Annotated in this window: 17 protein-coding genes and 5 tRNA genes; 4 read left to right on the forward strand and 18 right to left on the reverse strand. The window is 58.5% G+C overall.

Features of this window, described 5'->3' with window-relative positions; translation table 11 throughout:
* Nucleotides 1–78: 78 nt before the first annotated feature.
* The 3 genes from NAT23_RS04855 to NAT23_RS04865 all read right to left on the reverse strand — a co-directional run bounded on the left by NAT23_RS04855 (nt 79) and on the right by NAT23_RS04865 (nt 4,937).
* Nucleotides 79–1,635 carry a SpoVR family protein gene (locus NAT23_RS04855; RefSeq protein ID WP_251926084.1) on the reverse strand — a complete coding sequence of 519 codons (1,557 nt, stop codon included), beginning with the start codon at nt 1,633–1,635 and terminating at the stop codon, nt 79–81.
* Nucleotides 1,636–1,643: 8 nt separating this feature from the next.
* Nucleotides 1,644–2,927 carry a YeaH/YhbH family protein gene (locus NAT23_RS04860; RefSeq protein ID WP_251591213.1) on the reverse strand — a complete coding sequence of 428 codons (1,284 nt, stop codon included), beginning with the start codon at nt 2,925–2,927 and terminating at the stop codon, nt 1,644–1,646.
* A gap of 90 nt (nt 2,928–3,017) precedes the next feature.
* Nucleotides 3,018–4,937, reverse strand: coding sequence for a PrkA family serine protein kinase (locus NAT23_RS04865; RefSeq protein WP_251926085.1), 1,920 nt, complete (start codon nt 4,935–4,937; stop codon nt 3,018–3,020).
* A 371-nt stretch (nt 4,938–5,308) separates the two neighbouring features.
* On the opposite strand from NAT23_RS04865, the gene NAT23_RS04870 reads away from it, so the two are divergent.
* On the forward strand, nt 5,309–6,145 hold the full coding sequence (locus NAT23_RS04870) for a hypothetical protein (protein WP_251926086.1): 837 nt from the start codon (nt 5,309–5,311) through the stop codon (nt 6,143–6,145).
* A 318-nt stretch (nt 6,146–6,463) separates the two neighbouring features.
* Here the strand turns inward: NAT23_RS04870 and NAT23_RS04875 are convergent.
* The 6 genes from NAT23_RS04875 to ttcA form a co-directional block, all read right to left on the reverse strand.
* Nucleotides 6,464–6,540 (reverse strand) — tRNA-Asp (locus NAT23_RS04875).
* A gap of 27 nt (nt 6,541–6,567) precedes the next feature.
* Nucleotides 6,568–6,643: transfer RNA gene (locus NAT23_RS04880), tRNA-Val, on the reverse strand.
* 20 nt (nt 6,644–6,663) lie between these two features.
* Nucleotides 6,664–6,740: transfer RNA gene (locus NAT23_RS04885), tRNA-Asp, on the reverse strand.
* A gap of 24 nt (nt 6,741–6,764) precedes the next feature.
* A tRNA-Asp gene (locus NAT23_RS04890) sits at nt 6,765–6,841 on the reverse strand.
* A gap of 23 nt (nt 6,842–6,864) precedes the next feature.
* Nucleotides 6,865–6,940: transfer RNA gene (locus NAT23_RS04895), tRNA-Val, on the reverse strand.
* 122 nt (nt 6,941–7,062) lie between these two features.
* Complete coding sequence (ttcA, locus tag NAT23_RS04900) at nt 7,063–8,001, reverse strand: tRNA 2-thiocytidine(32) synthetase TtcA (protein ID WP_251926087.1); 939 nt, start codon at nt 7,999–8,001, stop codon at nt 7,063–7,065.
* Nucleotides 8,002–8,204: 203 nt separating this feature from the next.
* On the opposite strand from ttcA, the gene NAT23_RS04905 reads away from it, so the two are divergent.
* Nucleotides 8,205–12,143: a hybrid sensor histidine kinase/response regulator gene (locus NAT23_RS04905; protein ID WP_251926088.1), complete on the forward strand. Its 3,939-nt coding sequence runs from the start codon at nt 8,205–8,207 to the stop codon at nt 12,141–12,143.
* An 84-nt stretch (nt 12,144–12,227) separates the two neighbouring features.
* On the opposite strand, the gene NAT23_RS04910 is transcribed toward NAT23_RS04905, so the two are convergent.
* From NAT23_RS04910 to NAT23_RS04920, 3 genes are all read right to left on the reverse strand, one after another.
* Complete coding sequence (locus NAT23_RS04910; protein ID WP_251591236.1) at nt 12,228–12,893, reverse strand: response regulator; 666 nt, start codon at nt 12,891–12,893, stop codon at nt 12,228–12,230.
* A 269-nt stretch (nt 12,894–13,162) separates the two neighbouring features.
* The gene (gene acs, locus NAT23_RS04915) at nt 13,163–15,106 is read right to left on the reverse strand and encodes an acetate--CoA ligase (RefSeq protein WP_251926089.1); all 1,944 of its coding nucleotides are present in this window, start codon (nt 15,104–15,106) and stop codon (nt 13,163–13,165) included.
* 88 nt (nt 15,107–15,194) lie between these two features.
* Nucleotides 15,195–15,764, reverse strand: coding sequence for a SprT family zinc-dependent metalloprotease (locus NAT23_RS04920; RefSeq protein WP_251926090.1), 570 nt, complete (start codon nt 15,762–15,764; stop codon nt 15,195–15,197).
* Between the two features lie 81 nt (nt 15,765–15,845).
* Between NAT23_RS04920 and NAT23_RS04925 the strand changes: the two genes are divergently transcribed.
* Nucleotides 15,846–16,499: a YecA/YgfB family protein gene (locus NAT23_RS04925; protein ID WP_251926091.1), complete on the forward strand. Its 654-nt coding sequence runs from the start codon at nt 15,846–15,848 to the stop codon at nt 16,497–16,499.
* A gap of 9 nt (nt 16,500–16,508) precedes the next feature.
* Here the strand turns inward: NAT23_RS04925 and NAT23_RS04930 are convergent, their stop codons facing one another.
* Nucleotides 16,509–17,636 carry a phospholipase D-like domain-containing protein gene (locus tag NAT23_RS04930; RefSeq protein ID WP_251926092.1) on the reverse strand — a complete coding sequence of 376 codons (1,128 nt, stop codon included), beginning with the start codon at nt 17,634–17,636 and terminating at the stop codon, nt 16,509–16,511.
* Between the two features lie 98 nt (nt 17,637–17,734).
* On the opposite strand from NAT23_RS04930, the gene plsB reads away from it, so the two are divergent.
* Nucleotides 17,735–20,173 carry a glycerol-3-phosphate 1-O-acyltransferase PlsB gene (gene plsB, locus NAT23_RS04935; protein WP_251926094.1) on the forward strand — a complete coding sequence of 813 codons (2,439 nt, stop codon included), beginning with the start codon at nt 17,735–17,737 and terminating at the stop codon, nt 20,171–20,173.
* A 6-nt stretch (nt 20,174–20,179) separates the two neighbouring features.
* Here the strand turns inward: plsB and NAT23_RS04940 are convergent, their stop codons facing one another.
* The 5 genes from NAT23_RS04940 to aceF form a co-directional block, all read right to left on the reverse strand.
* On the reverse strand, nt 20,180–20,947 hold the full coding sequence (locus tag NAT23_RS04940; RefSeq protein ID WP_251926095.1) for a class I SAM-dependent methyltransferase: 768 nt from the start codon (nt 20,945–20,947) through the stop codon (nt 20,180–20,182).
* Nucleotides 20,947–21,744, reverse strand: a complete 798-nt coding sequence (locus NAT23_RS04945; RefSeq protein WP_251591250.1) for an undecaprenyl-diphosphate phosphatase — start codon at nt 21,742–21,744, stop codon at nt 20,947–20,949. The genes NAT23_RS04940 and NAT23_RS04945 overlap by 1 nt, the downstream gene beginning before the upstream one ends.
* A 19-nt stretch (nt 21,745–21,763) precedes the next feature.
* Entirely contained in the window at nt 21,764–22,453 is a 690-nt protein-coding gene (gene tsaB, locus NAT23_RS04950; RefSeq protein ID WP_251926097.1) for a tRNA (adenosine(37)-N6)-threonylcarbamoyltransferase complex dimerization subunit type 1 TsaB, read from the reverse strand.
* 186 nt (nt 22,454–22,639) lie between these two features.
* On the reverse strand, nt 22,640–23,293 hold the full coding sequence (adk, locus tag NAT23_RS04955) for an adenylate kinase (protein ID WP_251926098.1): 654 nt from the start codon (nt 23,291–23,293) through the stop codon (nt 22,640–22,642).
* Nucleotides 23,294–23,530: 237 nt separating this feature from the next.
* On the reverse strand, nt 23,531–25,648 hold the full coding sequence (gene aceF / locus NAT23_RS04960) for a pyruvate dehydrogenase complex dihydrolipoyllysine-residue acetyltransferase (RefSeq protein WP_251926100.1): 2,118 nt from the start codon (nt 25,646–25,648) through the stop codon (nt 23,531–23,533).
* Nucleotides 25,649–25,671 lie beyond the last annotated feature (23 nt).

The raw sequence follows: 25,671 nt of genomic DNA on the forward strand, positions 1-25,671 counted from the left end.
GGCCCGCCTTCAAAAGCCAAACATGAAAAAGCGGCGCTGAACGCCGCATTTTCAAGCTTCTATCCTTTCAACCTTCGCTCACGAGGCATCGGGCAGCGGCCATTGATAGCGGTGAACTACGTCGTCGCCATCAAAGGAATCAAGTTTGACCGGGAACCCCCACAGCTGATGAAGATAGCGAAGCACTGGATACACCGACTGATCGAGCGGCCGACGCTTGTGCACCAGGTGCCTGAGCGTCAATGAGCGATCACCCCGCACATCCGCCGACCACACCTGGATATTGGGCTCGCGCTGACCGAGCGCGTATTGCGCCGATAACGCCTCGCGCACACGGCGGTACCCCTGCTCATTATGAATGGCCCCCACTTCGATCATGTCGTCCTGATCATCATCGATAATGGCGAACATCTTGAAATCTCGCATAACCTTGGGCGAGAGAAACTGCTGTACGAACGATTCGTCCTTGAAATTTGCCATGGCGAAGTGAAACGTATCCAGCCAGTTGCTGCCGGCAATATCCGGAAACCACTCGCGGTCCTCGTCGGTCGGGTGCTCACAGATGCGCTTGATGTCACTGAACATTGCAAACCCGAGCGCGTAAGGGTTGATGCCGTTGTAATAGGGGCTATCGAAAGTGGGCTGCGCAACGACCGAGGTGTGTGACTGGAGAAACTCGAGAATAACGCCCTCATCGATCAACCCTTCATCAAAGAGCTGATTCATGATGGTGTAATGCCAGAACGTCGCCCAGCCCTCGTTCATGACCTGTGTTTGACGCTGCGGGTAGAAATACTGCGCCATCTTTCGAACGATGCGCACGACTTCGCGCTGCCATGGCGCCAGCAGCGGCGCGTTCTTTTCAATGAAGTACAACAGGTTTTCCTGGGGCTCTGGCGGGTAATGAAACGGCGCCCTAAGCGCCAGCGGGTCTTCGCTGTCCGTCACGGCCCGATCCGATAGGTGCTCGGTGTCATGGGTGGGGATAGTGGTCCAGAGCGCATTGACCTGAGTCTGGAGATAAGCCTCGCGCTCTTCCTGACGTTTCGATTCGGCTTCGGGCGACATGGGTGATGGCCGCTTGTAGCGGTCCACGCCGTAATTTTGAAGCGCGTGACAGGCATCCAGCAGCTGCTCGACCGTCTCGACCCCGTGCTTTTCCTCGCACTCGCTGATGTAGCGCCGCGCGAATACCAGATAATCCACAATGGCCGAGGCATCGGTCCAGGCACGGAACAGATAATTGCCCTTGAAAAACGAATTGTGGCCGTAGCAGGCGTGCGCCATCACCAGAATCTGCATCATCAGCGTATTTTCTTCCATCAGATACGCGATGCAGGGGTCGGAATTGATGACCAACTCGTAGGCAAGCCCCATCTTGCCACGACGGTAGGACTGCTCCACCGACAGGAACTGCTTACCGAACGACCAATGGTGATAGCCCACCGGCATCCCGACACTTGCGTAGGCATCCATCATTTGCTCGGACGTGATGATCTCGATCTGATTGGGGTAGATGTCGAGCCGGTACTCCTTGGCAATACGCGCAATGGCCTGCTCATAGTATTCAAGCGTTTCAAACGTCCAATCGGCGCTTTTGCGTTCACCCCCTGAGACACTGGCGGTATCGGTCATGACTCCTCCTAGGCCGCCTCTCGGCGACGAAACAGCTCACGAAACACGGAATAGATGTCGCCGGCCTCAACGATCTGCTGCATGGCGAATCGATCGGGGAAATCGGCGGCGACGCGCTCGTACTCATCCCAGAGCGCCTGATGGGCGTGCGGCGTGATTTCAACGTAGGCGTAGTACTGAAGCCGATGCATGATCTTGTCACTCAGGATCTGACGGCAGGTGGTCGAATCGTCGTCCCAGTTGTCCCCATCGCTTGCCTGCGCCACGTAAAGATTCCACTGCCCCGGCGGGTAGCGCGTCTCGATCACTTCATCGAGTAGATTCAACGCGCTCGACACGATGGTGCCCCCGGTTTCCCGGGAGTAGAAAAACTCTTCTTCATCCACTTCCTTGGCCGCGGTGTGGTGACGAATGAACACCAGCTCGATCTTTTCGTAGTTGCGCTCGAGAAACAGATAGAGCAACAGGAAAAACCGCTTGGCGATGTCCTTATGTGCCTGGGTCATGGAGCCGGAAACGTCCATTACACAGAACATGACGGCCTTGTTGGAAGGCACCGGCTGATTGGTCATGTTGTTGTAGCGCAGATCGAACGTGTCGATGTAAGGCACCGCCTCCAGGCGCCGCTTGAGCTGGTCGATCTCGGCCCGAAGTTCCTCGAGCCGCAGCTTGTTTCTGAGCGCAGGCTCCTTGCCCTCTTCTTCTGCCAGCGCCTCTTCGGCCTCCTTCAATGCCCGCCGGATCGGTGCTCGCATGGCGATTCGACGCGCATAGGCCTCTCGCATCGAGCGCACCACATTCATTCGCGCCGGAATACCATCCCGCGAGATCCCCGAGCGCACCGGTTTAACCTCTTCGATGTCCAGCAGCTGCTTGCGCTCCAGGTTCGGAAGCTCCAGCCCATCGAATACGAATTCGAGAAATTCTTCGCGGGTCAGTGAAAACGCGAACTCATCCACGCCCTCGCCCTGATTGGACGCAGAACCTTCGCCAGATCCGTCGCCTCCGCCCTTGCCACTCGGTCGGTTGAACCGGTCGCCCTCGTTGAACTCCTTGTTGCCGGGGCTAACGATGGTGTTATCTCCCCCGCGACCGTGGCGAAATACCGGCTCGGAAATATCACGGTCTGGAATGGAAATTTTCTCGCCGCGCTTCATGTCGGTAATGGAGCGGCGATTGACCGAATCCTCAACCGCCCGCTTGATGTGCTTTCGATAGCGCTGCAAAAAACGCTGTCGATTGACGGCGCTCTTGTGCTTTGCATTCTCTCGTCGATCAATGAAATAGCTCATGACGTACCCCCGACGACCCGGCCGGGCCGCGTTGGGGCCGCCGCCACAGTGAATGGCGGCGGCGTTCGACAAACCTGATGTCAGGCGGCGTTACTGCGACTTGCGAACCCGCAGATACCACTCCGACAGAAGACGCACCTGCTTTTCGGTGTAGCCGCGTTCCTGCATCCGATTGACGAAATCCTCGTGCTTTTTCGCATCGGCAGACGACGCCTTGGCGTTGAACGAGATGACCGGCAACAGCTCTTCGGTGTTGGCGAACATCTTGTGCTCGATCACGCCCTTGAGCTTCTCATAGGACTGCCAGCTCGGGTTGTTGCCGTTGTTCTGAGCGCGCGCCCTCAATACGAAGTTGACTACCTCATGGCGAAAATCCTTCGGATTGGAAATGCCCGCCGGCTTTTCAATCTTCTCAAGCTCATCATTGAGCGATTGACGATCAAACAGCTCACCGGTTTCGGGGTCTCGGTACTCCTGATCCTGAATCCAGAAATCGGCATAGGTGACGTAGCGGTCGAAGATGTTCTGGCCATATTCGCTGTAGGACTCCAGATACGCTGTCTGGATTTCCTTGCCAATGAACTCGACATAACGCGGCGCCAGAAACTCCTTGATAAAGCGCAGGTAGCGGTCATGCACCTCTTTCGGCAGCTGCTCGCGCTCGATGCTCTGCTCAAGCACATACAGCAAATGAACCGGATTGGCGGCCACCTCGGTACTGTCAAAGTTGAAAACCTTCGAGAGAATCTTGAACGCAAAGCGGGTCGATAGCCCGTTCATGCCTTCGTCAACGCCTGCGTTGTCTCGATACTCCTGGATCGACTTGGCGCGCGGGTCGGTATCCTTGATGTTCTCGCCGTCATAAATCCGCATTTTCGAATAGATGCTCGAGTTTTCGGGCTCCTTGAGCCGCGAAAGTACCGAGAACTGGGCGAGCATGCGAAGCGTATCGGGGGCGCATGGGGCGTAATCGAGCGACGAATGTTCAAGCAGTTTTTGATAGATCTTCATCTCCTCAGAAACACGCAGCGAGTACGGCACCTTCACAATGTAGACCCGATCCAGAAACGCCTCGTTATTGCGGTTATTTCTAAACTGCTGCCATTCCGATTCGTTGGAGTGGGCAAGAAGCACGCCATCGAACGGAATCGCCCCCATGCCTTCGGTGGGGTTGTAATTCCCTTCCTGTGTCGCGGTCAGCAGTGGATGAAGCACCTTGAGAGGCGCCTTGAACATTTCGACAAATTCCATCAGCCCCTGGTTGGCCTTGCAGAGCCCGCCGGAGAAACTGTAGGCATCCGGATCATCCTGAGAGAACAGCTCGAGCTTTCGAATATCGACCTTGCCGACCAGCGCCGAGATATCCTGATTGTTGTCATCGCCCGGCTCGGTTTTCGACACTGCGACCTGATTGAGCCTTGAGGGGTAGAGCTTGACCACTCGGAACTGGGAAATATCGCCGCCATATTCCTTGAGCCGCTTCGCCGCCCACGGCGACATCACCGAGCGCAGATACCGCCTGGGAATGCCGTACTCCTTCTCGAGCAGGTCGCCATCCTCCTGCGCAAAGAGCCCAAGAGGTGATTCATAGACGGGCGAGCCCTTGATGGCGTAGAACGGCACGGCCTCCATCAGCGCTTTCAAGCGTTCAGCGAGCGATGACTTGCCGCCCCCCACCGGGCCAAGCAGATAAAGAATCTGCTTGCGCTCTTCAAGACCCTGCGCGGCGTGACGGAAGTAGGACACGATCTGCTCGATCGCATCCTCCATGCCATAGAACTCCTCGAACGCCGGGTAGCGCCGGATCACCTTGTTCGAGAAAATGCGCGAGAGCGCCGGATCCTTGGACGTATCGATCACCCGAGGCTCACCGATGGCCTCCAGCATGCGCTCGGACGCAGACGCATAGGCCCGAGGGTCGTCCTTGCACAACTGAAGGTATTCCTGAAGACTCATCTCTTCCTGTTGCGTTCGTTGATAGCGGTTTTGCACATGATCGAAGATGCTCATGGAAGCCTCCTTGGGCGTACCGTACCGAATCACCAGAATATGAGGGCAACGCCTGGCGCGTTGTTTTTGGAGAACGTATTTCCTGGAAATCTGCTTTTTGGACGTCTTTTTATGATCCTAGACCGAACATACCGCGTAAGGTGCTTTCAACAAGATGAAAAAGATTCAGCTTAAGTACGCTTAAGCTTGCCGGACTCCGGCTGAGCGGCGCGCATCAAGCGCACGTCAGCGCCACTCGGCCCGCTCATTAACGCTAGCCAGTCATCTCGCGCCGCCATATCACGAAAAGCCCACGGGAATAGCGCTTTTTCTCGATGCAACGCATCGGCACACACGCATCGCGCACGCCCATCCACCGATCAAGAGCCCACATGTCCGAGCGCACGCCAGAGCCAGACCCGAGCACACCAGCCACGACAACGTACTCGCTGACAACACCTTCGACGACACTCACATTGACCCGCCGCCTCCCTGCACAAGACACAACACCTCAAGGGGCGCTGCTTATCTGGCCAGACACCCGACTTACGTCGGCCCAAACGTGCCTGGCTTCGAACGGACTGGCCTGCTGGCTTGCTCGATACGGGTTCGACGTGGGGGTAATCGACGCATCTCCTCACCATCCGGGGCTTATAGACGAAGTGATTCCAAGCGTTTTAAAGCAATGGGCCACTATCAGCGGCCACGGCAAGTTCAACGTCGTGGCACAGGGCTGGACAGGTGTTGCACTGGCCTCATCCATGGCCCGCGCACCAGAGCTTCGGCGCATGAACCGAGGACAGATTCTTCTGGGCAGCCGTCGCCATCGCTCCAGGGGCACAGCTGAGGCAACGCCCTTGCGCGAGCTTTGGAAAACGATTCGATCAAAAGTGCGTGGCTACGAGCACGCAAAACCGATCCACCCGATGGAGAGGTACTGGCTGAAAGGCAACCCATGGCAGGACAGCGACGGCCTTGATTACGGCAAATCACTGATCAGAGGCGGTATGCCACCCACCCTGTTCGTTGCAAGCGAAGACGCGCCTCACTGCACGCCAGGCGATGCAGCGCGTTTTCGAGACGAATGCGGCCCGCATCAGGGCGACTTCCTGCTACTTGGTACGGCGTGCGGATTTTCAAGAGACTACAGCGTGAGTGACATGCTTGCGGACCCCGACGCCACCAAAGAGGTGTATCCGCGACTACTGGACTGGCTGATGGAGTACTGAATGCGCCCATAGAACTTTCCCAGTACACGTATAAGAAGTACACACCCCAAACAGCACCTACTGTTGGAGCAATACTTATAGAGAGACAGCCCCTCAACAACGAGCGCCCCTCGGCAACGAACGCACAGCGGCTATCGCGCGTGCAGCGCACATATAGCCCATCAAGAGACGTAAGTAATGGAGATAGTGACGCGGTGACATGCATCAAACGCACAGATGGCCCGTACGACAGAAGTCTTTAATAGAAGACGTGCGTCAAACAGAACTACTTCAAGAGAGGGGACAAGCAGAAAACACATCGGGGAGGAAGAGAGTAAATGGCGGACCGGACGGGACTCGAACCCGCGACCTCCGGCGTGACAGGCCGGCATTCTAACCAGCTGAACTACCGGTCCGCATCATAGACTCTTTCGTGCTTGATGTGGTGGGTGGTACTGGGCTCGAACCAGTGACCCCCAGCTTGTAAGGCTGGTGCTCTTCCAACTGAGCTAACCACCCACAATCAAACGGTGCATTAGTGGCGGACCGGACGGGACTCGAACCCGCGACCTCCGGCGTGACAGGCCGGCATTCTAACCAGCTGAACTACCGGTCCGCATTTAATGCGTCGACTTTTGAATGGCGGACCGGACGGGACTCGAACCCGCGACCTCCGGCGTGACAGGCCGGCATTCTAACCAACTGAACTACCGGTCCGCATCAAAAATCTCATGACTCGATGGTGGGTGGTACTGGGCTCGAACCAGTGACCCCCAGCTTGTAAGGCTGGTGCTCTTCCAACTGAGCTAACCACCCGTCTCGGGTCATGTGGCGCTGCATTCTACAGGCTCTCGCTTTCAAGTCAACAAATCCGACTCACTTTTTTTCAATCAATTCAGAAACGTGCCTGAAACGCCCACCGGCCGGGCCCTTGCCGATTACGACGACGTATCGAGAGTGATCGAATCGATCCGGTCCGCGTGCATGCTGGCCTGCTTCTGCTCGAGCCCTTCGAAGTCGAACAGGGCCCGATCCGCCAACTGACTCGGTGCAACGTTCGTCATTGCCTTGAACATCGACTCGATGCGGCCCGGATGCTTGTGCTTCCACTCCTGAAGCATGCCCTTCACGGCCTGACGCTGGAGGTTTTCCTGGGAGCCACACAAATTGCAGGGAATGATCGGAAACTGCATTTGATCCGAGTAGCTCTGAATATCGGCCTCACTGCAGTACGCAAGCGGTCGGATGATGATGTTGCGCCCATCATCAGAGAGGAGCTTCGGCGGCATGGCCTTGAGCGTCCCACCGTGGAACATGTTGAGAAAAAGCGTTTCAAGCAGATCATCGCGATGATGCCCGAGCGCCACCTTGGTGGCTCCAATCTCCTCGGCAAACCCATAGAGTGTTCCCCGCCGAAGACGCGAGCACAGCGCGCAGGTGGTCTTGCCCTCTGGCACCTTCTCCTTGACGATCGAATAGGTGTCACGCTCGACCACGTAATACTCGATGCCAAGCGTGTCCAGGTACTCAGGCAGCACATGCTCTGGAAAACCGGGCTGTTTCTGGTCCATGTTGACCGCGACCAGCTCGAAGTTGACCGGCGCATTACGCTGTAGGTTCATGAGGATAGACAACATGGTGTAGGAGTCCTTCCCACCGGAAAGGCACACCATGATGCGGTCACCCTCCTGAATCATGTTGTAGTCGATAATGGCGTTGCCGGTCAGGCGACGCAGGCGCTTCTGAAGTTTATTGAACTCGCGCTTGGCCTTGGCTTCGGCGCTTGACTCTTTCGCGCTTAAGTCGGTGTCTGGCACCGAGGGCGCAGCCGCGTCGACATAGGACGCACGGTCGGAGGCGTTATGAACGTCTTGCATAGGAATTCGAAATCGTCGATGAGATAAGAAGTGTCGCGTGCGCATACGCGCAGGAAAGGCGTTTTATCCTACCAGCCCCGTTAGTGCGTGGCGAGACTATCGCGCAGCATGCGCCGCTCTCACGCAGCAGCAATGCGGATCGAGACCAGTGACTTTGCGTTTGATACCACTAGAATGAGCGCAGATCTGCAAGGGAGAGGGACATGTTTCAAGGCTGGCTACTGATTGCCGCATCACTGACTTACATCGCGCTGCTGTTCGGAATCGCCTGGCTTGGCGATCGCCGCGCGGTGCAACAGGGCGCGGCCAAGCGCCGCCCGATCGTCTACAGTCTTGCCCTTGCGGTGTACTGCACGTCCTGGACGTTCTATGGCAGCGTCGGCCAGGCCGCGACCCAGGGGTGGTCCTACGCCAGCATTTTCATTGGCCCGATCCTGACGTTCGTGCTGTTCTGGCCGGTGCTTGCCAAGATGATCCGCGTTGCCAAGCGCCAGAACGTAACATCGATCGCCGACTTTATCGCCTCACGTTACGGCAAGTCTCAGGAGCTTGCCGCATTTACAAGCGTTGTGGTTCTGATCGGCACCCTGCCCTACATCGCGCTTCAGCTAAAGGCAATGTCCTCGAGCCTCACCCTTCTGACCGACAATGCCGACATCCTGCACTCGCCGCTGTTCGGCGATACCGCGTTCTACATCGCCATGTTGATGGCAATTTTCGCCATCTTGTTCGGTACACGACATACCGACGCGACCGAGCACCATGAAGGCTTGATTCAGGCCATCGCGTTCGAGTCGGTGATCAAGCTGGCGGCCTTTTTGTTGCTCGGCGCCGTCATCACCTGGGGTACCTTCGACGGGCTTGGAGATCTATCGCGCCGGGCAAGCGAGCTTCTGCAGATCAAAAGCCTCGGCACTCAGGAATCCTCCCACGGTTTCTGGACACAGACCCTTCTGGCCATGCTCGCGATGTTCTGCGTGCCTCGCCAGTTTCACGTCACGGTGGTCGAAAACACCCACCCAGACGACAGCCGGCATGCCCGCTGGCTGTTCCCGCTGTACCTTGCGCTGGCGGGCTTTTTCGTCCTCCCCCTGGCCACCGCCGGCCTGAGTCTGCTTCCGGCCGGCAGCACCCCTGACAGCTTTGTCCTGCTGCTGCCGATGGCGCTCGACAATGATCTGCTGACGTTTCTGACGTTCATCGGAGGGTTCGCCGCCGCCAGCGGCATGGTCATCATGGCCGGCGTAACGCTTGCCATCATGATCTCAAACGAAGTACTGATCCCGCTTCTGTTGAAGCTGCACTGGTTCGACGCCCACCACGGCGATTACGCCAAATGGGTCCTTAGAACGCGCCGCGTCGTCATCGTTCTGGTTCTGGCGCTCGCCTACGGCTTTTATCGACTGGTTGCCGAGTTCAGCACCCTTTCAAGCATTGGCATGCTGTCACTGGCCGCGCTTGCCCAGCTGGCCCCGGCACTGCTTGGCGGGCTTTACTGGAAGAAAGGCAATCGTTTCGGCGCCTCGGTCGGGCTTGGTGCCGGCATCGCCATCTGGGCCTACACGCTGCTCCTGCCCGCGCTTAATCGTGCGAATCTGGTCCCGACCGGCATCATGGAACACGGCCCGTTCGGCGTTGCGTTTCTCGCGCCGGGCCATCTGTTTGGCTTCTCGGTCGGTGATCCATTGACTCAGGGCGTGATGCTCTCGCTTGGCGTCAACCTGTTCTGCTACATCTTTTTCTCTCAGTCCAGCAGCGAGCGCGTGGTGGATCGGATTCAGGCCTCGCAGTTCGTCGACAGCTCAGGCCACCCCTATGCGTCGGTCAATCGTCCCTGGCAGGGCCAGACCACGATCGGGGACTTGAAAACCCTGTGCAAACGCTTCTTGAGCGACGAACAGGTCGAGCGCGCGTTTCGCGACTATCACAAGAACCGCCCCCCGATCAGCCCCAACGACCGCGCGTCGATCGACATGATTCAATTCAGCGAGCGCCTGCTCTCCTCGGCCATCGGCGCCTCCTCGGCGCGCATCGTCATCAACTCGGGGCTCTCGGGCCGGGAAATCGCCATTTCGGATGTGGTCTCCATCGTCGATGAAGCCTCTCAGGTGCTCGAGTTCAACCGCGCGCTGCTGCAGGCCGCGATCGAGAACTTCCATCAGGGCGTCATGGTGGTGGATCACCGTCTGCGCCTGGTGGTCTGGAACCAGTATTACCTGGAGCTGTTCGGTTTTCCCGACAACATGATTCGCGTCGGCGCACCGATCGATCAGGTCTTTCGCTACAACGCCGAACATAACGAATACGGCCCCGGTGACCCGGAAGAGCACGTCAACCTCTTGATCGATAACATCAAATCGGGCCAGCCACACCACTATCAGCGCTATCGCCCAAACGGCACGGTACTGGACGTTCACGGCAACCCGATGGCGGGCGGCGGGTTTGTGTATACCTATCAGGACATCACCCAGCAAAAGCGCACGGAAGAGGCGCTGATTCGCTCGGAAAACAACATCCGCATCTACACCGACAACGTCCCGGCACTGATCGCCTACTTCGACCGGGAGTGTCGTTTCCTGTTTGCCAACCACGCCTATGAAGAGGCCATGAACGTCGACCGTGCCTCGGTGATCGGCAAGCGTGCCGAGGACGTGATGACACGCAGCGACTGGCGCGAACGCGCGCCCTGGATGCTGCGGGCCCTTGCCGGTGAGCGCGTTTCCTACGAGCTTTCGATGACTGATGATGAAGGCGGTACGCGCTACATGCTTGCCACCTATACGCCACACCACGGCGATCAACAGCGCGTACTGGGTTTGTTCGCCCTGTATCAGGACATCACCGAGCGCCGTCTTGCCGAAATCGCCCTCAAGGAAACCAACGAAAACCTGGAAGAACGCGTCAAGGAACGCACCCAGGCGCTTTCTCAGGTCAACGAAGCGCTTCGCCAGGAAAACAAGGTGCGCGCCGAAGCCGAGCGCGCGCTTCGCCACGCCAAGCAGATCGCCGAGGACGCCAACGCGTCGAAAACTCGCTTTCTGGCCGCGGCAAGTCATGACCTTCTGCAACCGCTCAACGCAGCCCGCCTCTTCACCTCCGCACTGACGCAGCAGATGGACGATCAGGGCGGTCAGAAACAGACCCTGACCCACATCGACAACTCATTGCAGGCCGCCGAGGAACTGCTCAGTACCCTGCTCGATATCTCCAAGCTCGACGCAGGCGCCCTGACCCCCAAACGCTCGGTGTTCCGACTCAAGGACATCTTCGCGCCGCTGCAGGCCGAGTTCGAAGTCATGGCCTCCGAGCGCGGCCTCGATCTGAGCGTGGTCACGCCGCACCACTTCGTGGACAGTGATCCGCAGATGCTGCGTCGTATCGTTCAGAATTTCCTGTCCAACGCGCTGCGCTACACCCAGGAAGGCCGGGTGCTGTTGGGGTGCCGTCGCCGGGGCGAACACCTGGTCATTGAGGTGTGGGATACCGGCCCTGGCATCCCTGAATCCAAGCAAAGCGAAATCTTTCAGGAGTTTCAGCGACTCGATCAGAAATCACGTCACCGCGAAAGCGAAAAAGGCCTCGGCCTGGGGCTCTCGATTGCCGACCGCATGGCGCGAGTGCTCGATCACTCGATTCGCATTCGTTCATGGGTCGACCGGGGCAGCGTATTCTCGGTCGAGGTACCGATCGGTCAGGGAAAAACAGGGGATACTCGAGCCGAAGCCTCACTGGCGCGCGCCAAGCCCGCCAACAAGTTAAGCGGCGCTCGTGTGCTTTGCATCGACAACGAAACGCTGACGCTTGAAGGCATGAAGGCGATCCTTACCGGCTGGAACATCGAGGTCTATACGGCCACCAGCATCGGCGGCGCCAAGTCGGTCCTTAGAAATCTCAGCTCGCCTCCCGATGCAATTCTTGCCGATTACCACCTCGATAACGAAGTGACTGGCCTGATGGCGCTCGATGTACTGCTCGAGGGCATCGAGCAGGAGGTGCCCGGCATCGTCATTACCGCCGACCGTACCGAAGAGGTGGCCGACGAGGTCAAAAAGGCCGGGTTCCATATGCTCAACAAACCGGTTAAACCCGCCGCTCTTCGAGCACTTCTGACCCGAGCACTCCAGGCCAGCCGGTCACGCTAGACGGGCCGGCATGAGCCCGAACTCAAAAAGGCCAGTGGCGTACGCCACTGGCCTTTTTGAAAGAAGCACTTACGTCGTTTGACGTCAGTTGGAATCCACCTTGGGCGGATCGACTTCGAGTTTTTGAGCCGCGATGACCGCCTGAGTGCGCGAATGCACACCGAGCTTTCGAAGAATCGCGGTCACATGCGCCTTGATGGTCGCTTCAGAGACGTTCAGGTCATAGGCGATCTGCTTGTTGAGCATGCCTTCGGTCAACATGTTGAGCACGCGAAACTGCTGAGGCGTTAATGAGGCAATGGCTTCGGCAAACTTGGTTTCTTCCTCATTGGATTCTCCAAGTGCAGCAGCCATTTCAGGCGGAAGCCATATCTCGCCGTCGATAATTTCACTGATGGCGCCGGCAATAACATCCAGGGAAGCGGACTTGGGAATGAAACCGGAAGCACCATAATCGATCGAGCGGCGCACCACGCTGACTTCCTCGCTGCCGGAAACGACCGCAACCGGAATATCAGGCATCTGACCACGCAGTTGGATCAATCCGGAAAAGCCATGCGCGCCAGGCATATGAAGATCAAGCAGGATCAAGTCGACGTCAGGGTGACGCGTGACGGCATCGACGGTCGCTTCCATGGTGTCGGCTTCCACAATGTCGACCTGGGAGGCGACTTGGCGAAGCGCCTGGGTCAACGCCGCCCGAAACAACGGATGATCGTCGGCAACAATAAATTTCTGGGCTAAAGCCATTTCGTCCGTTCTCCTCAAAACCCTGTGCACTAAAAAAGTACAGGCGCCTGGTGCATCTTCACCTTGGCTGCCGGTGTTACCTGCGGCACACGCGCTACCGTTATTTAGGTCATCTGTCTTATCGGGCAGTTTCTGCCCTTGTATGCGTACTACCTATGGCTACATCTTTGCCCATACGCACAGGGTGTGTCCACACATCGGTCGACTTTATGCGCACATCAAACATGGAAAAGGCGCCCGCAGGCGCCCTTTTAAACAGGACTTAACCCTCAGCCTGCCCGGTGATCGATCAGATCGTCGACCACACTTGGATCGGCCAGCGTACTGGTATCACCCAGGCCGTCGAGTTCGTTGGCGGCAATCTTTCTCAGGATGCGTCGCATGATCTTGCCAGAACGCGTCTTGGGAAGACCCGGTGCCCACTGAATGACGTCCGGTGTCGCAATCGACCCGATGTCCTTTCGCACCCACTTCACAAGCTCGCTTCGAAGCTCATCCGACGGCGTGACGCCTTCATTCAACGTCACATAGATATAAATGCCCTGACCCTTGACGTCATGAGGGAAGCCAACAACGGCCGCTTCGGCCACGGCCTCGTGCGCCACCAGCGACGACTCGATCTCGGCAGTGCCCATGCGGTGACCGGAGACATTCAACACGTCATCGATTCGGCCGGTGATCCAGTAGTAGCCGTCTTCGTCGCGTCGGCAGCCATCGCCTGTAAAATAGACGTCATCGAACGTCGAGAAGTAGGTCTGCACGAACCGCTCGTGGTTGTTCCAGATGGTGCGCGCCTGACCGGGCCAGCTGGCCTTGATGACGAGATTGCCTTCAGTCGCTCCCTCGAGTTCATTGCCCTCATTGTCATAGAGTGCAGGCTGAATACCAAAGAACGGATGCGTCGCCGACCCTGGCTTGAGCTCGGTCGCCCCGGGCAACGGCGTGATCATGACCCCGCCGGTTTCGGTTTGCCACCAGGTGTCCATGATCGGGCATTGGCTGTTACCGATCACACGATAGAACCATTGCCACGCCTCGGGATTGATCGGCTCGCCCACCGAGCCCAGTACTCTCAGCGACTGCCGTGAGCTTGAATCCATGATGTGATCGCCCTGCGCCATCAGTGAGCGCACCATGGTGGGGGACGTATACAAAATGGTCACGCCATAGCGGTCGATGATTTCACCGATGCGGCCATGATCGGGGTAACTCGGCACGCCTTCGAACAGTACCGACGTCGTGCCATTGGCCATTGGGCCGTAAACGATGTAGGAGTGACCGGTAATCCAGCCGACATCCGCGGCGCACCAGTACACGTCGTCATCGTGCACGTCGAAGATATCGTGATGCGTCATCGACGCGTACAGAAGATAGCCGCCCGTGGTATGCAAGAGCCCTTTCGGGGCGCCGGTCGAGCCGGAGGTATAAAGAATGAACAGCGGGTCTTCCGCCTTCATGGGCTCAGCCGGGCACTCGGCGCTCTGATCCGCCACCACATCGTCATACCAGCGGTCGCGCTCGGTGGTCTCGATATCAGCACCGGTACGCTTGACCACGACAACGTGCTCGACCACATCCGTGCCCGGGCGGTCGAGCGCCTCGTCGACGTTTTCCTTCAGCGGAATCTGCTTGCCACCGCGAACCGATTCATCGGAGGTAATGACCACGCGGGAACCTGAATCGACGATGCGGTTGGCCAGCGCGTCCGGTGAAAACCCGCCGAATACCACCGAATGAATGGCCCCGATGCGCGCGCAGGCGAGCATGGCCACCACAGCTTCAGGAATCATCGGCATATAGAGCGTAACGGTGTCGCCCTTTTTGACGTCAAGCGCTTTCAAGCCATTGGCAAACCGGCAGACCCGCTCGTGCAGCGCCTTGAACGTGATCGAATCGGTTTTGCCCGGATCGTCGCCTTCCCAGTAGAGCGCGACCTGATCGCCTTTCGTATCGAGATGCCGGTCCAGGCAGTTATAGCAGGCGTTCAGCCTGCCCTCTTCAAACCACTTGATCGACACACTGTCGGGCGAAAAGGACACATTTCCTGCCGTTTTCGGCGTTGAAAACCAGTCAAGCCGTTCGGCCTCTTCGAGCCAGAACGCATCGGTGGACTCAACGGACGCCTGGTAGCGAGTACGGTATGCCGTTTCATCAACCCAAGCACGCTCGCGGATGGCTTCAGGCACCGGATAGCGTTTGGCTTGTTCAGTCATGGACCCACTCCCTAGCTTGTTATGGTTGCAGTGCAGCATCAGCACTTTGGCCTAATTAGCATAGACAGAACATGACCCCGTGACTGTATTAGACCTTGGTGGCAGCAACTGGGTCATTCGGCCCTTGATAATGCAGGGGTTTACCACAGGCGCGACACCGATAGCGCGTTCCCTTGAGCGTATTGAGATAGCGTCGATGCGAGAGGTGATGGGTTGAGCACGCGCAGCGAAATCGGTACGGCCGGGGGCTTGCCTGCGTCACATCGAACGAGTGAGTGACTGAAGGGGTGCGCATGAAAACGTCGCGCATCATGGCCTGCCACGCTGCGCCGTGAGGCGCTCGACGCCTTCCATCATTCTCAAGCGCATGAAACACGAACCAGTGGGCCATTTCATGCGGCACCACCTCGTGCAAAAAGCGCCATGGATTCTCGCGCAACAGCGTCGCATTGAACCGCAGCCCCCCGCGCTTGAAATGCGCCTGACCGGCGCTCTTGCCCTTGAGATCCAACCAGTGTGGCGGGCATGGCACATCGGGGTAATAACGACAGCCCTGGTGCCAGCTGGCCGTGACGCACTCATCCAGGAGTGCACCCAACGCCGAGCCCGACACGCCGCTCAATTCAGTCGCATCAGGCAGATTCAGATATTCGGTCATGAAACGTCCGCCATGGGCTTATCCACAGTTCATGTCAACGATGATAAAATGGCCTTTTAAGTCGACAAGGTTCTGGCCCGCATGACCGACCATCCCGAACAGCATCCCCTCATCGATGATGACGACCTTGAAACGCTCGACGCCTTTCTCGACTCCGATACCGTCGATGAAGAAACCCTCAGCATCTACGGCACGCATGGCTTCATGGTGGCTCAAGCCATCGCCTTGAACCGGATGGACGCTGCCGTCTGGGTGCCGACCATCTTCAATGGTGAGCCGCCGTTTGAAAACGATGACGAACAGTCGTCCATTCTGGCGCTGTGTCAGGCACTTCGCGACAACGCCATCGACCTGTTCGAACAGGGTGAGTACGTCGAATTGCCGTTCGATGACGAGTTTGAACTCGACACCCGCAATCACCCGGTCGCGGACTGGTGCAGCGGATTCATGGAAAGCGTGTTCATGGATGAGACCGCCTGGTTCGGTGATCTCGAAGAGGAAGCGGCCAAGTTGTTGCTTCCCTTCATGGCTCTGTCAGGGCTTTTCGACGATGAGGACCCAGACCTTGCCTCCATGGGTGCTACCCCAAAAGACGCGCAGAAACTGATGGCGCAACTGCCGGAACTGGCACTCGATCTGTACCTGCTTTATCGCACGCCCAAGGAAACCAAAAAGCCGGTCCCCTCCGCAAAGAGCGGTCAGACCGGCAAGAAAAAGGGCGCCCGAAAGCGCTGATGCCCGTGATCAGCGAAGGCGAGTCATCATGCCATTGATGTGGCCATAGACGTACTCGCGCCCACGCTGCCACCAGGAGCGCTTGAACCACTGTTCAGCGATCACTTCCTCGCTCTGGGCAAAGTTGCGCTCGAACAGCTCAGTAAGCTCCTTGGCAAACTCGGGGTGATGAATCTCCTGATTCGCCTCGAGGTTCCACTGGAGACTCCAGTGGTCGAAGTTACACGACCCGACGGTGCACCAGTCGTCACAGAGACTGAACTTGGCGTGCGTAAAGCGCGGCTGAAACTCCATTATGCGCACGCCCGCCTTCAAAAGGCGCGTGTAGTAGCGCTGGCCGGCGTAATAGACGCCCGGGTGGTCATGATTCTTGCCCGGCAACAGTAGGCGCACATCCACCCCCCGGCGAGCCGCGGCAATCATCTTGCGCCGAAGGCTTCGCGTCGGTACGAAATACGGCGTGCAGATCCAGACCTGGTTTTTGGCCCTATCGACCTGATCCTGCAGCGACTTTCGAATCTGCTGAAAACGATACCCCTGCCCCCAGATCGCCCGGCCATCCATCTCGCCGGCGGGTTCGTCGGCCTTTTCAGCACTGGCCCCCAGCACACTTCGATCAATGCTGGGCTGGCCAGGCCCGCGCGAGAGGCGCGACTGCCAGACGCGTCGATAAAGCGAAATCCAGTCGTTGACGCACGGCCCTTCGATGCGCACCGCCACCTCGAACCAGGAATCCAGGAAGAAGTCGGAAGCCCCAAAGCCACCGGTGAAGGCCACCTTGCCATCGACGATCATCAACTTGCGGTGATCACGTGAAATGAATTTACCCAGGTGACGCAGCGTCAGCGGATTGAACTCACGAAACTCGACGCCGGCGTCGATCAAGCGCTTTCGACTCTTGCGGGACAAATTCCAAGAGCCGCAGGCATCGATCATCAGCCAGACCTTTACGCCACGCTGGCAGGCGTTTTCCATCGCCTTGATGAATCGCTCACCCAGTTCGCTGTCCTCGAACATGTAAAGCTCGAGCAGCAGCGATGTTTCGGCGTTGTCCATCTCCTTGAACAGCGCCGGCAGAAACTGATCCGAATCCGGCAGCAACGTGAAACTGTTACCCTCGCGCCATTGTGCGCGCATAGTTGAACTCCCTTTCAAACTCCCGGCCATGAACTTAGCACCGACGACAGCCAACCGCTATACTGGCCGATTGTCCCGCGCTCAGGAGCTTCATTGACGTGTCTTTTTTCTGGCAAAGCAGTTTGCAGCCCCTGTTGAAGCGCTGGCTGCGCTTTCGCTCCATTGCCCCGGAAACCACGGCGCTCAACGTAGCAGCGAACGACCGGCTGGTATATGTACTTGACCATGATGCCTTAAGTGATCAGCTGGCGCTCGACAGTTTGCGCGCCCAGACAACGCTACCCGGCATCCCCGCAGACTCGGCCAGCGAGCCCGGGCAGACTCTTCCGGCGCACGTGGCGCTCAATCAGCTCAAACGCAACGCCCTGCGCGGGCCGCAGAAACACCCCTCGCCCAAGTTCGACGCGTTGCTCGAGCGACTTCAAACCGACGATCAACCCGATGTGGTATTTCTGCCGGTGTCGTTTTTCTGGGGCCGACGCCCCGGACGAGAAACGCGCGGTATATGGCGGCTCATGACCGCCGACCGCTGGCCACTGTCCGGCCGGTTTCGACGACTACTGTCGCTTGCCTTCAACGGGCGCCACATTGATGTACGCTACGGCACGCCGTATCGGGCGAGTGACCTGCTCACCTCGTCAGCCCCCAGCCAGGCGCACGCACGCAGGCGTTCGATACGCTTTCTGAACCGTCAATTTCGCCAGCGTCGGCAGGAAGTACTGGGACCGGACCTTTCGCACCGACGCACACTGGTGCGCACCGTGACCCAGGCGCCCGAGGTGCGACAGCAGATCCGTCAAACGCACCAGGCGCACGACATCACGCTTGAGCGCGCAACGAAACGGGCCCGCCGCTACGCACGCGAAATCGCCTCACACACCTCGCCCCGAGCGCTTTGGTTGATGTACAAACTGCTGGGCCAGCTCTGGAACCGGCTCTATAACGGCGTCAACGTCACGGGCCTCGACCGCGTTCGCGCACTCGCCGGCACCCATGAGCTCATTTACGTGCCGTGCCATCGAAGCCATATCGATTATCTGCTGCTGTCCTACGTGATCTATCACCACGGCCTGACCACACCGCAGATCGCGGCAGGCAAGAACCTGGACATGCCGGGCATCGGTGCCGTACTGCGACGAGGCGGGGCCTTTTTCATTCGCCGAAGCTTCAAGGGCAATGCGCTGTATGGCGCGGTCTTCAACGAGTATTTGCACCAACTGATCACCCGAGGCTATCCGGTCGAGTACTTCATCGAAGGGGGCCGTTCACGTACCGGGCGCATGCTGCCTCCGAAGCTTGGCATGCTGGCCATGACGCTTCGCTCCTACGTGCGTGAGCCAAATACGCGCCCGATGGCCTTCATTCCGGTCTACATCGGCTATGAAAAAGTGCTCGAATCCGGCGCCTATCAAAAAGAGCTCACCACCGGCAAGAAAAAGGCCGAATCGCCCTTCGACCTGGTGCGAGTGATCAAACGCCTGCGCCAGCCGTTCGGACAGGTGCACGTCAACATCGGTGAGCCGCTCGCGCTCGATTACTGGCTTGACGCGCAGCAGCCTGACTGGCGCACCGAACCCACTCAGGATTGGCATCCTGCAGCCGTGCGCGCGCTTGGCAAGGACGTGGTTCAACGCATCAACGAGGCAGCCACACTCAACGGCGTCAATCTGGTCGCGCTGGCGCTTTTGTCCACCTCACATCAGGCCATGGAAGAGTCGCTGCTCGAAGCGCAGATCGAAACGCTCAACGCGCTTCAGCGCCTCGCCCCTGCAACCCGCCACGTGATGCCCGCAGACGGCACGCCCGTGCAATGGATCGAGCACGCAATCCATCTGGGCATGGTCAAACGCGTCCCTCAGGCACTCGGGCCGATCATCGTCGTGCAGGACAACCAGACCGCCCTTCTGACCTGGTATCGCAACAACGTACTGCATCTTTTTGCCCGCTTCGCGTTGGTCGCTTTCGCGTTCAGACACCACACGCGACTGACCCTCGAGGAGCTGGAACACTTGGTTGGGCCAATGTGGCCGGCGCTTGATAACGAGTTCTTTCTGCCGGGCGTGAGCAACCGAAGCCACACGTTCGACACCCTTCTTCACGCCCTGAAGGGGCAAGGTCTTCTCGAATATAACGGAGAATACTGGACACGCCCGACCCGCAAACTGATTCGAAACGAGCAGCTGATGACGCTCGGCTCGATCATCGTGCCCACGCTTGAGCGCGGGTATTTACTGGTCTCCCTGCTCCTGAGAGCGCCCTCCGGCAGCTACACCCAGGAAAGCCTTGAAGGTCAGAGCCAGGCGCTTGCCGAGCGGCTGACGCTTTTGCAGGGCGTGAATGCGCCTGAGTATTTCGATAAACGCCTGTTTCAGGGGCTCTTACAGACGCTTACCGATGAGGGGTGGTGCTGGGAGGATGATGCCGGCGTACTTCACATTCATGAAGAGCTCAAGGACGCGCTCAATACCCGGCGGCGGCTGTTCGACCCGGCGCTTAGACAACGCCTGATCCACCTACTGGCAACGAAAGCAGTCTAGCCTCGATCAGGGCAGTTTCTTGTGCACGTACACGTCATAGCGGCTGGTCTTGCCGATAACCTGATGCGACGGCCTGGGGCCATCAAGCGTTGGTGCCTTGCGGGGACGTTTGACCACCACGCGATAGAGCGCCGTATCCAGCGCTGCGGTAAGCAGGGTCGAGGCGTCGGGGTCGTCTCCGGCAAGCGCTCGAAAAAGGCGCATGTCCTTTTTGACCAGCGCGGACTTGTCCCGATGTGGAAACATGGGGTCGAGGTGAACGACCTCGGGGGCAAACGCAGCGTCACTGACAAGCGATTTGAGTGCCGTGGCACTGTCACCGTAACGAAACATCATTCGGGCCGCGACCTCGGCCGTGTCTTCATGAGTGCGGGCGCGCTCGACCCCGTTTTCAAGCAGCGCCGCGATGGCGGCCACCCGCTCGATCATGAGCACCCGACACCCAAGCGCTGCCAGAACAAATGCATCACGGCCAAGGCCTGCGGTCGCATCGACGATGTCCGGCGTCGCGCCTTTTGAAAGCCCGCAGGCCTTGGCGATCAGCTGCCCTCGCCCGCCGCCGAAACGACGACGGTGAGCGTTCTTGCCTTCGGTAAAATCGACCCGGAGCGGATGGCCGAATTCAGCAGGGTCCCCGCCGAGCTCAACGCCCTGATCACTTATAAACAGGGCGACGCCTTCATCCACTGCGCCCGCCGGGTCAATCAGCGCAAGCCCATAGCGCGAGGCGAGGCCTTGCACGGCCTCGCTCCCATCGTCGATCACTGCGGTCATTACAGAAACGCCACCAGCAGCACCGCGCCCAGCACCAGCCGGTAGATCACAAACGGCAGCATGCCGATCCGATCCAGTGCCGCCAGGAACAGCTTGATGCACACCAACGCCGACACGAAGGAGATCACGACGCCTCCCAGGATATCGAACAGATACGCGTCGGTGCCGGTCTGAGCAAGTTCAATGCCCTTGAGAGTGCCGGCGGCAAGGATCAGAGGAATTGACAGCAGAAACGAAAACTTGGCAGCGGCCTGTCGAGTAAAGCCCATCATCAGTGCGGCCGTGATGGTAATCCCTGACCGCGACGTGCCGGGAATCAGAGCCAGCGCCTGCGCGACACCGATCAAAAATGCATCGCGAAAGGTCAGGGTGGGCATGTCGCGCTCTCGGCGGCCCCGCTTGTCGGCCCACCAAAGCAACAGACCGAAAATAATGGTCGTGGCCGCGATGACCAGCGCCGAACGCGCATAGCTTTCGATCACGCTTTCAAACATGTAGCCAAAAAACAGCGCCGGCAGCGTTCCAAGCAGCACGCACCACCCCATTCGGGCTTCTTCGGAAGGCGTGCGCTTGAAGACATGGGCGAACCAGCCAGCAAGAATCTGCTTGATCTCGGTCCAAAACGCCATGATGACCGCCAGCAGCGTACCGACGTGCACGGCGACGTCAAAGGCAAGCCCCTGGTCGGGCCAGCCAAACAGTTGCGATGGCAGGATAAGGTGGGCCGATGATGAAATCGGTAGAAACTCAGACAGACCTTGGATCAAGGCCAATGCAACAACGTGCATCCACTCCATTGGACTTCCTTAACGTGAATCAGTGACGGCGCGATGCAACCTGGTCGCGCAGATAGATGGGTGTGGCCTCATGAGGCGCAACTGCGTTCCCTGCATCCAGCCCCTTTTGCGCCAGACAGACCATATCGCGGGCATCAGGCTCAAGGGTGTTGTTATCATCGATCACGCACTGTGCCACCTCGAGTGAAAGGCGATCACGGAGCGTCCAACCACTGCCTGCGCCGAACCATCGCGCCCCCTCGAACATGGCAGCCTCAAGTGCCTGCGGGGCACAAACGCGCTCTTCAAGGCAGCAGCGTAGCTGATACGTCTTAACGTTTACTTCAAACGCAGCCACATAAAGTTCATTCATTCGCGCATCGAACGCCGGAACGACGTGGGTAACACCGTGCTGCCTTGCCGCCCCAAGGGCCAGAGTTTCAAGGGTCGATACCGGAACGATCGGGCGGTCAAGCCCATAGGCAAGCCCCTGTACGGTGCCGGCCGCGATGCGAATGCCCGTAAACGACCCAGGCCCTCGTCCGTACGCCAGGGCATCGAGTTGGGACAGCGACAGCCCCGCCTCGCTCATCAGGCGATCCACCATCGGCATCAGACGCTGCGTGTGCTCGCGAGGCGCAATGACGTGCTCGCCGAGAATGGTGCCACGATGCCAGAGCGCGACCGAGCAGGCGGAAGAAGACGCATCGAGCGCAAGCAATGTAGACATAAATGATTTCAATCAAATGGCAAATGAACGATCGACATTATAAAGAGCCGGACCCTACACCAAAAGGACTATTGCCAAAACAGATGACGAAGTCAGGAGGAAGGCAGATCAGGCACAGTATCAGAGGCCGCGCATCAAAAAAGCCGGCATTGCCGGCTTTTTTAAGGGACATGATGACCGCGTCGCTCAGGAGAGCGCTTCAAGCACCTTGGCCTTGATGGCATCGACGCTGCCGATGCCTTCCACGCGGTGGTACGCAGGCGCCTTTTCAGGCTCTTCCTGAACCAGTTTCTGATAGTACGCCACCAGCGGCTCGGTCTGTTCGTGATAGACCGACAGGCGAGACCGAACGGTATCTTCGTGATCGTCGTCACGCTGGATCAGGGGCTCACCAGTAACATCATCGGTGTCGGCCACTTTCGAAGGATTGTACTCGATGTGATAGACCCGACCGGAATCCGGATGCACACGACGACCGGACAGGCGTGTCACGATCTCTTCGTCATTGACTGCAATCTCGAGTACATGATCAAGCGTGACACCGCTTTCCTTAAGAGCGTCGGCCTGAACGATCGTACGCGGAAAGCCATCGAACAAGAAGCCATTGGCGCAATCGGGCTTGCTGATGCGGTCCTTGACGAGTTCAATGATCAGATCATCGGAAACCAGCTGACCGGCATCCATGGTGGCCTTGACCTTCTGACCAAGCTCGGATCCTTCGCGAATGGCCGCCCGCAACATATCCCCGGTAGAAATCTGGGGAATGGCAAAATGTTCGCAAATGAACTGTGCCTGCGTTCCCTTACCCGCCCCCGGTGGGCCCAACAGGATCAAACGCATCGATACCGCTCCTCAAGTGTTTAACGCAGCGCGTCGGGCCGGTGCCCTTCAATAATAGGTGTGTTGCCTGCGTGAGCGCAGGCAATCGCCAAAGCAAACACGCACCATAGCGGGCAGGCCCTGCGACCACAAGTCCCGCGCCTGGCTTATCCGGTATTCATTAGTTGCAGACGTAAAGAAGCGGCCCGAAGGCCGCTTCTCGTTTCACTTGGCACGACTGTGACCGAGTGTCGCAGCTCAGAGCACCAACCGTCGAATGTCGGTCAGGACACTTGCCAGATAGGCCGTGAAGCGCGCAGCGTCGGCACCGTTGACCGCACGGTGATCGTAGGACAATGACAGCGGCATCATCAGACGCGGCTGGAACGCACTGCCATCCCACACCGGCTTCATCTGGGATTTCGACACCCCAAGGATCGCCACTTCCGGCGTATTGACGATGGGCGTGAACGCCGTACCGCCAATGGAGCCAAGACTTGAGATGGTAAAGCAGCCGCCTTTCATCTCATCGCCCTTGAGCTTGCCCTGCTGGGCACGCTTGGCAAGGTCGACCGACTCTTTAGCAAGCTCGATGACCGACTTCTGATCGGCATTGCGGATCACAGGCACCAGCAGCCCATTGGGCGTGTCCACGGCGATGCCGATGTTCACGTATTTCTTCCAGACTACGGTTTCGCCGTCGGACTTGAGTGATACGTTGAACTGCGGGTACGCCTTCAGCGCATGAGCAGCCGCCTTGATCATGAACGGCAGCGGCGTCAGCTTGGCGCCCTGCTGCTCCGCCTCGGCCTTCATCGACTTGCGGAACGCCTCGAGCTCGGTGATGTCGGCTTCGTCGAACTGCGTCACGTGCGGCACGTTCAACCAGCTGCGATGCAGGTTGGTCGCACCCGCCTTCATCAGACGGCCCAACTTCTGCTCTTCGACCTCACCGAACTGGCTGAAGTCGATGTCCGGCACCTGCGGAATACCCGAGCCACCGGACGGCGCTGCAGACGGTGCCGCCTGCTTGCCGGCCTTGCCGCGCTCGGTCATGGCCTGCTTGACGAAGGCGTGAACGTCTTCTTTCAGCACCCGGCCCTTCGGACCGCTGCCGGTAACCTCGGACAGATCGACACCCAGCTCACGCGCCAGCATGCGAACGGCCGGACCTGCATGCGCGCTTGGCGCCTTCTGGCCCGCTTGGTCACCGGCCATCTGCGCCTCGGGGGACGCTGAAGACGAGACCTGCTCCTGCTTGGCGGCGCCCTCTTGCTTCTTGGCGTCGCTCTTCTTGCCACCGGCGCCCTTGGACGATGCCGCCTTGTCGCTCTTGCTCTCGGACGTCGATGCGCCTTTATCCGATGCGGGCTTTTTCTTCTTGCCACCGCCGCCGGCGGTTTCAATGTAGCCGATCAGGTCGCCCTCGGAGACCGTATCGCCTTCCTTGACGGAAAGCTCGACGATCTTGCCCTTGTAGGGGCTTGGGATATCCATCGATGCCTTGTCGGATTCAAGCGTGATCAGGCCGTCTTCCTTCTCGACCTCATCGCCTTCGGACACCGAAACCTCGATGATTTCGACACCTTCGCTGCCACCGATATCCGGCACACGAATTTCCTGACGGCCGCCCTCTTCTTCGGCGCCATCGTCGTCATCGCCTTGATCGTCAGCGCTGTCATCAGACGCATTGCTGTCGTTGTCAACGTCAGAAGCCGCGTCATCGTCGTCCGAGGCGTCTTCGTCATCACCGCCTTCGCCGGCGATTTCCATCTGACCGATCACGTCGCCTTCAGACACGGTGTCGCCTTCCTTGACGGAAAGGCTGACAATCTTGCCCTCGTGCGGGCTTGGAATGTCCATCGAGGCCTTGTCGGACTCAAGCGTGATCAGCGCGTCTTCCTTGGCCACCTGGTCGCCTTCGGAAACGGCCACTTCGATGACCTCGACGCCTTCGCTGCCACCAATGTCCGGCACCTTGATGTCAACGACCTGAGAACCGCCCTTGGCGCCGCCTTTCTTGGGCGCGTCTTCGGACGTGTCCTTCTTGGACGTATCGGTGTTTTCTTCGGCCTCGGATTCAGACTCGGACTCACTGGATGACTCTTCGGCGTCGTCCTGATCATCGCTGTCACCGTCGTCTTCGGTCTCAAGCTCGAGGATCTGATCGCCTTCGCTGACCTTGTCGCCTTCGCTGACCAGCACCTTGACCACCTTGCCGGCCTTCGGCGAGGGAATATCCATCGAAGCCTTATCGGACTCGAGCGTGATCAGCGAGTCCTCGGCGGACACCTCATCGCCTTCCGAGACCAACACCTCGATGATTTCAACGCCTTCGCTGTCCCCGATGTCGGGCACTTTAATTATTTCGCTCAAGAGATGCGCTCCTTCAATACTGA

Source organism: Larsenimonas salina, assembly GCF_023736155.1.
GTDB classification, from domain to species: domain Bacteria; phylum Pseudomonadota; class Gammaproteobacteria; order Pseudomonadales; family Halomonadaceae; genus Larsenimonas; species Larsenimonas salina.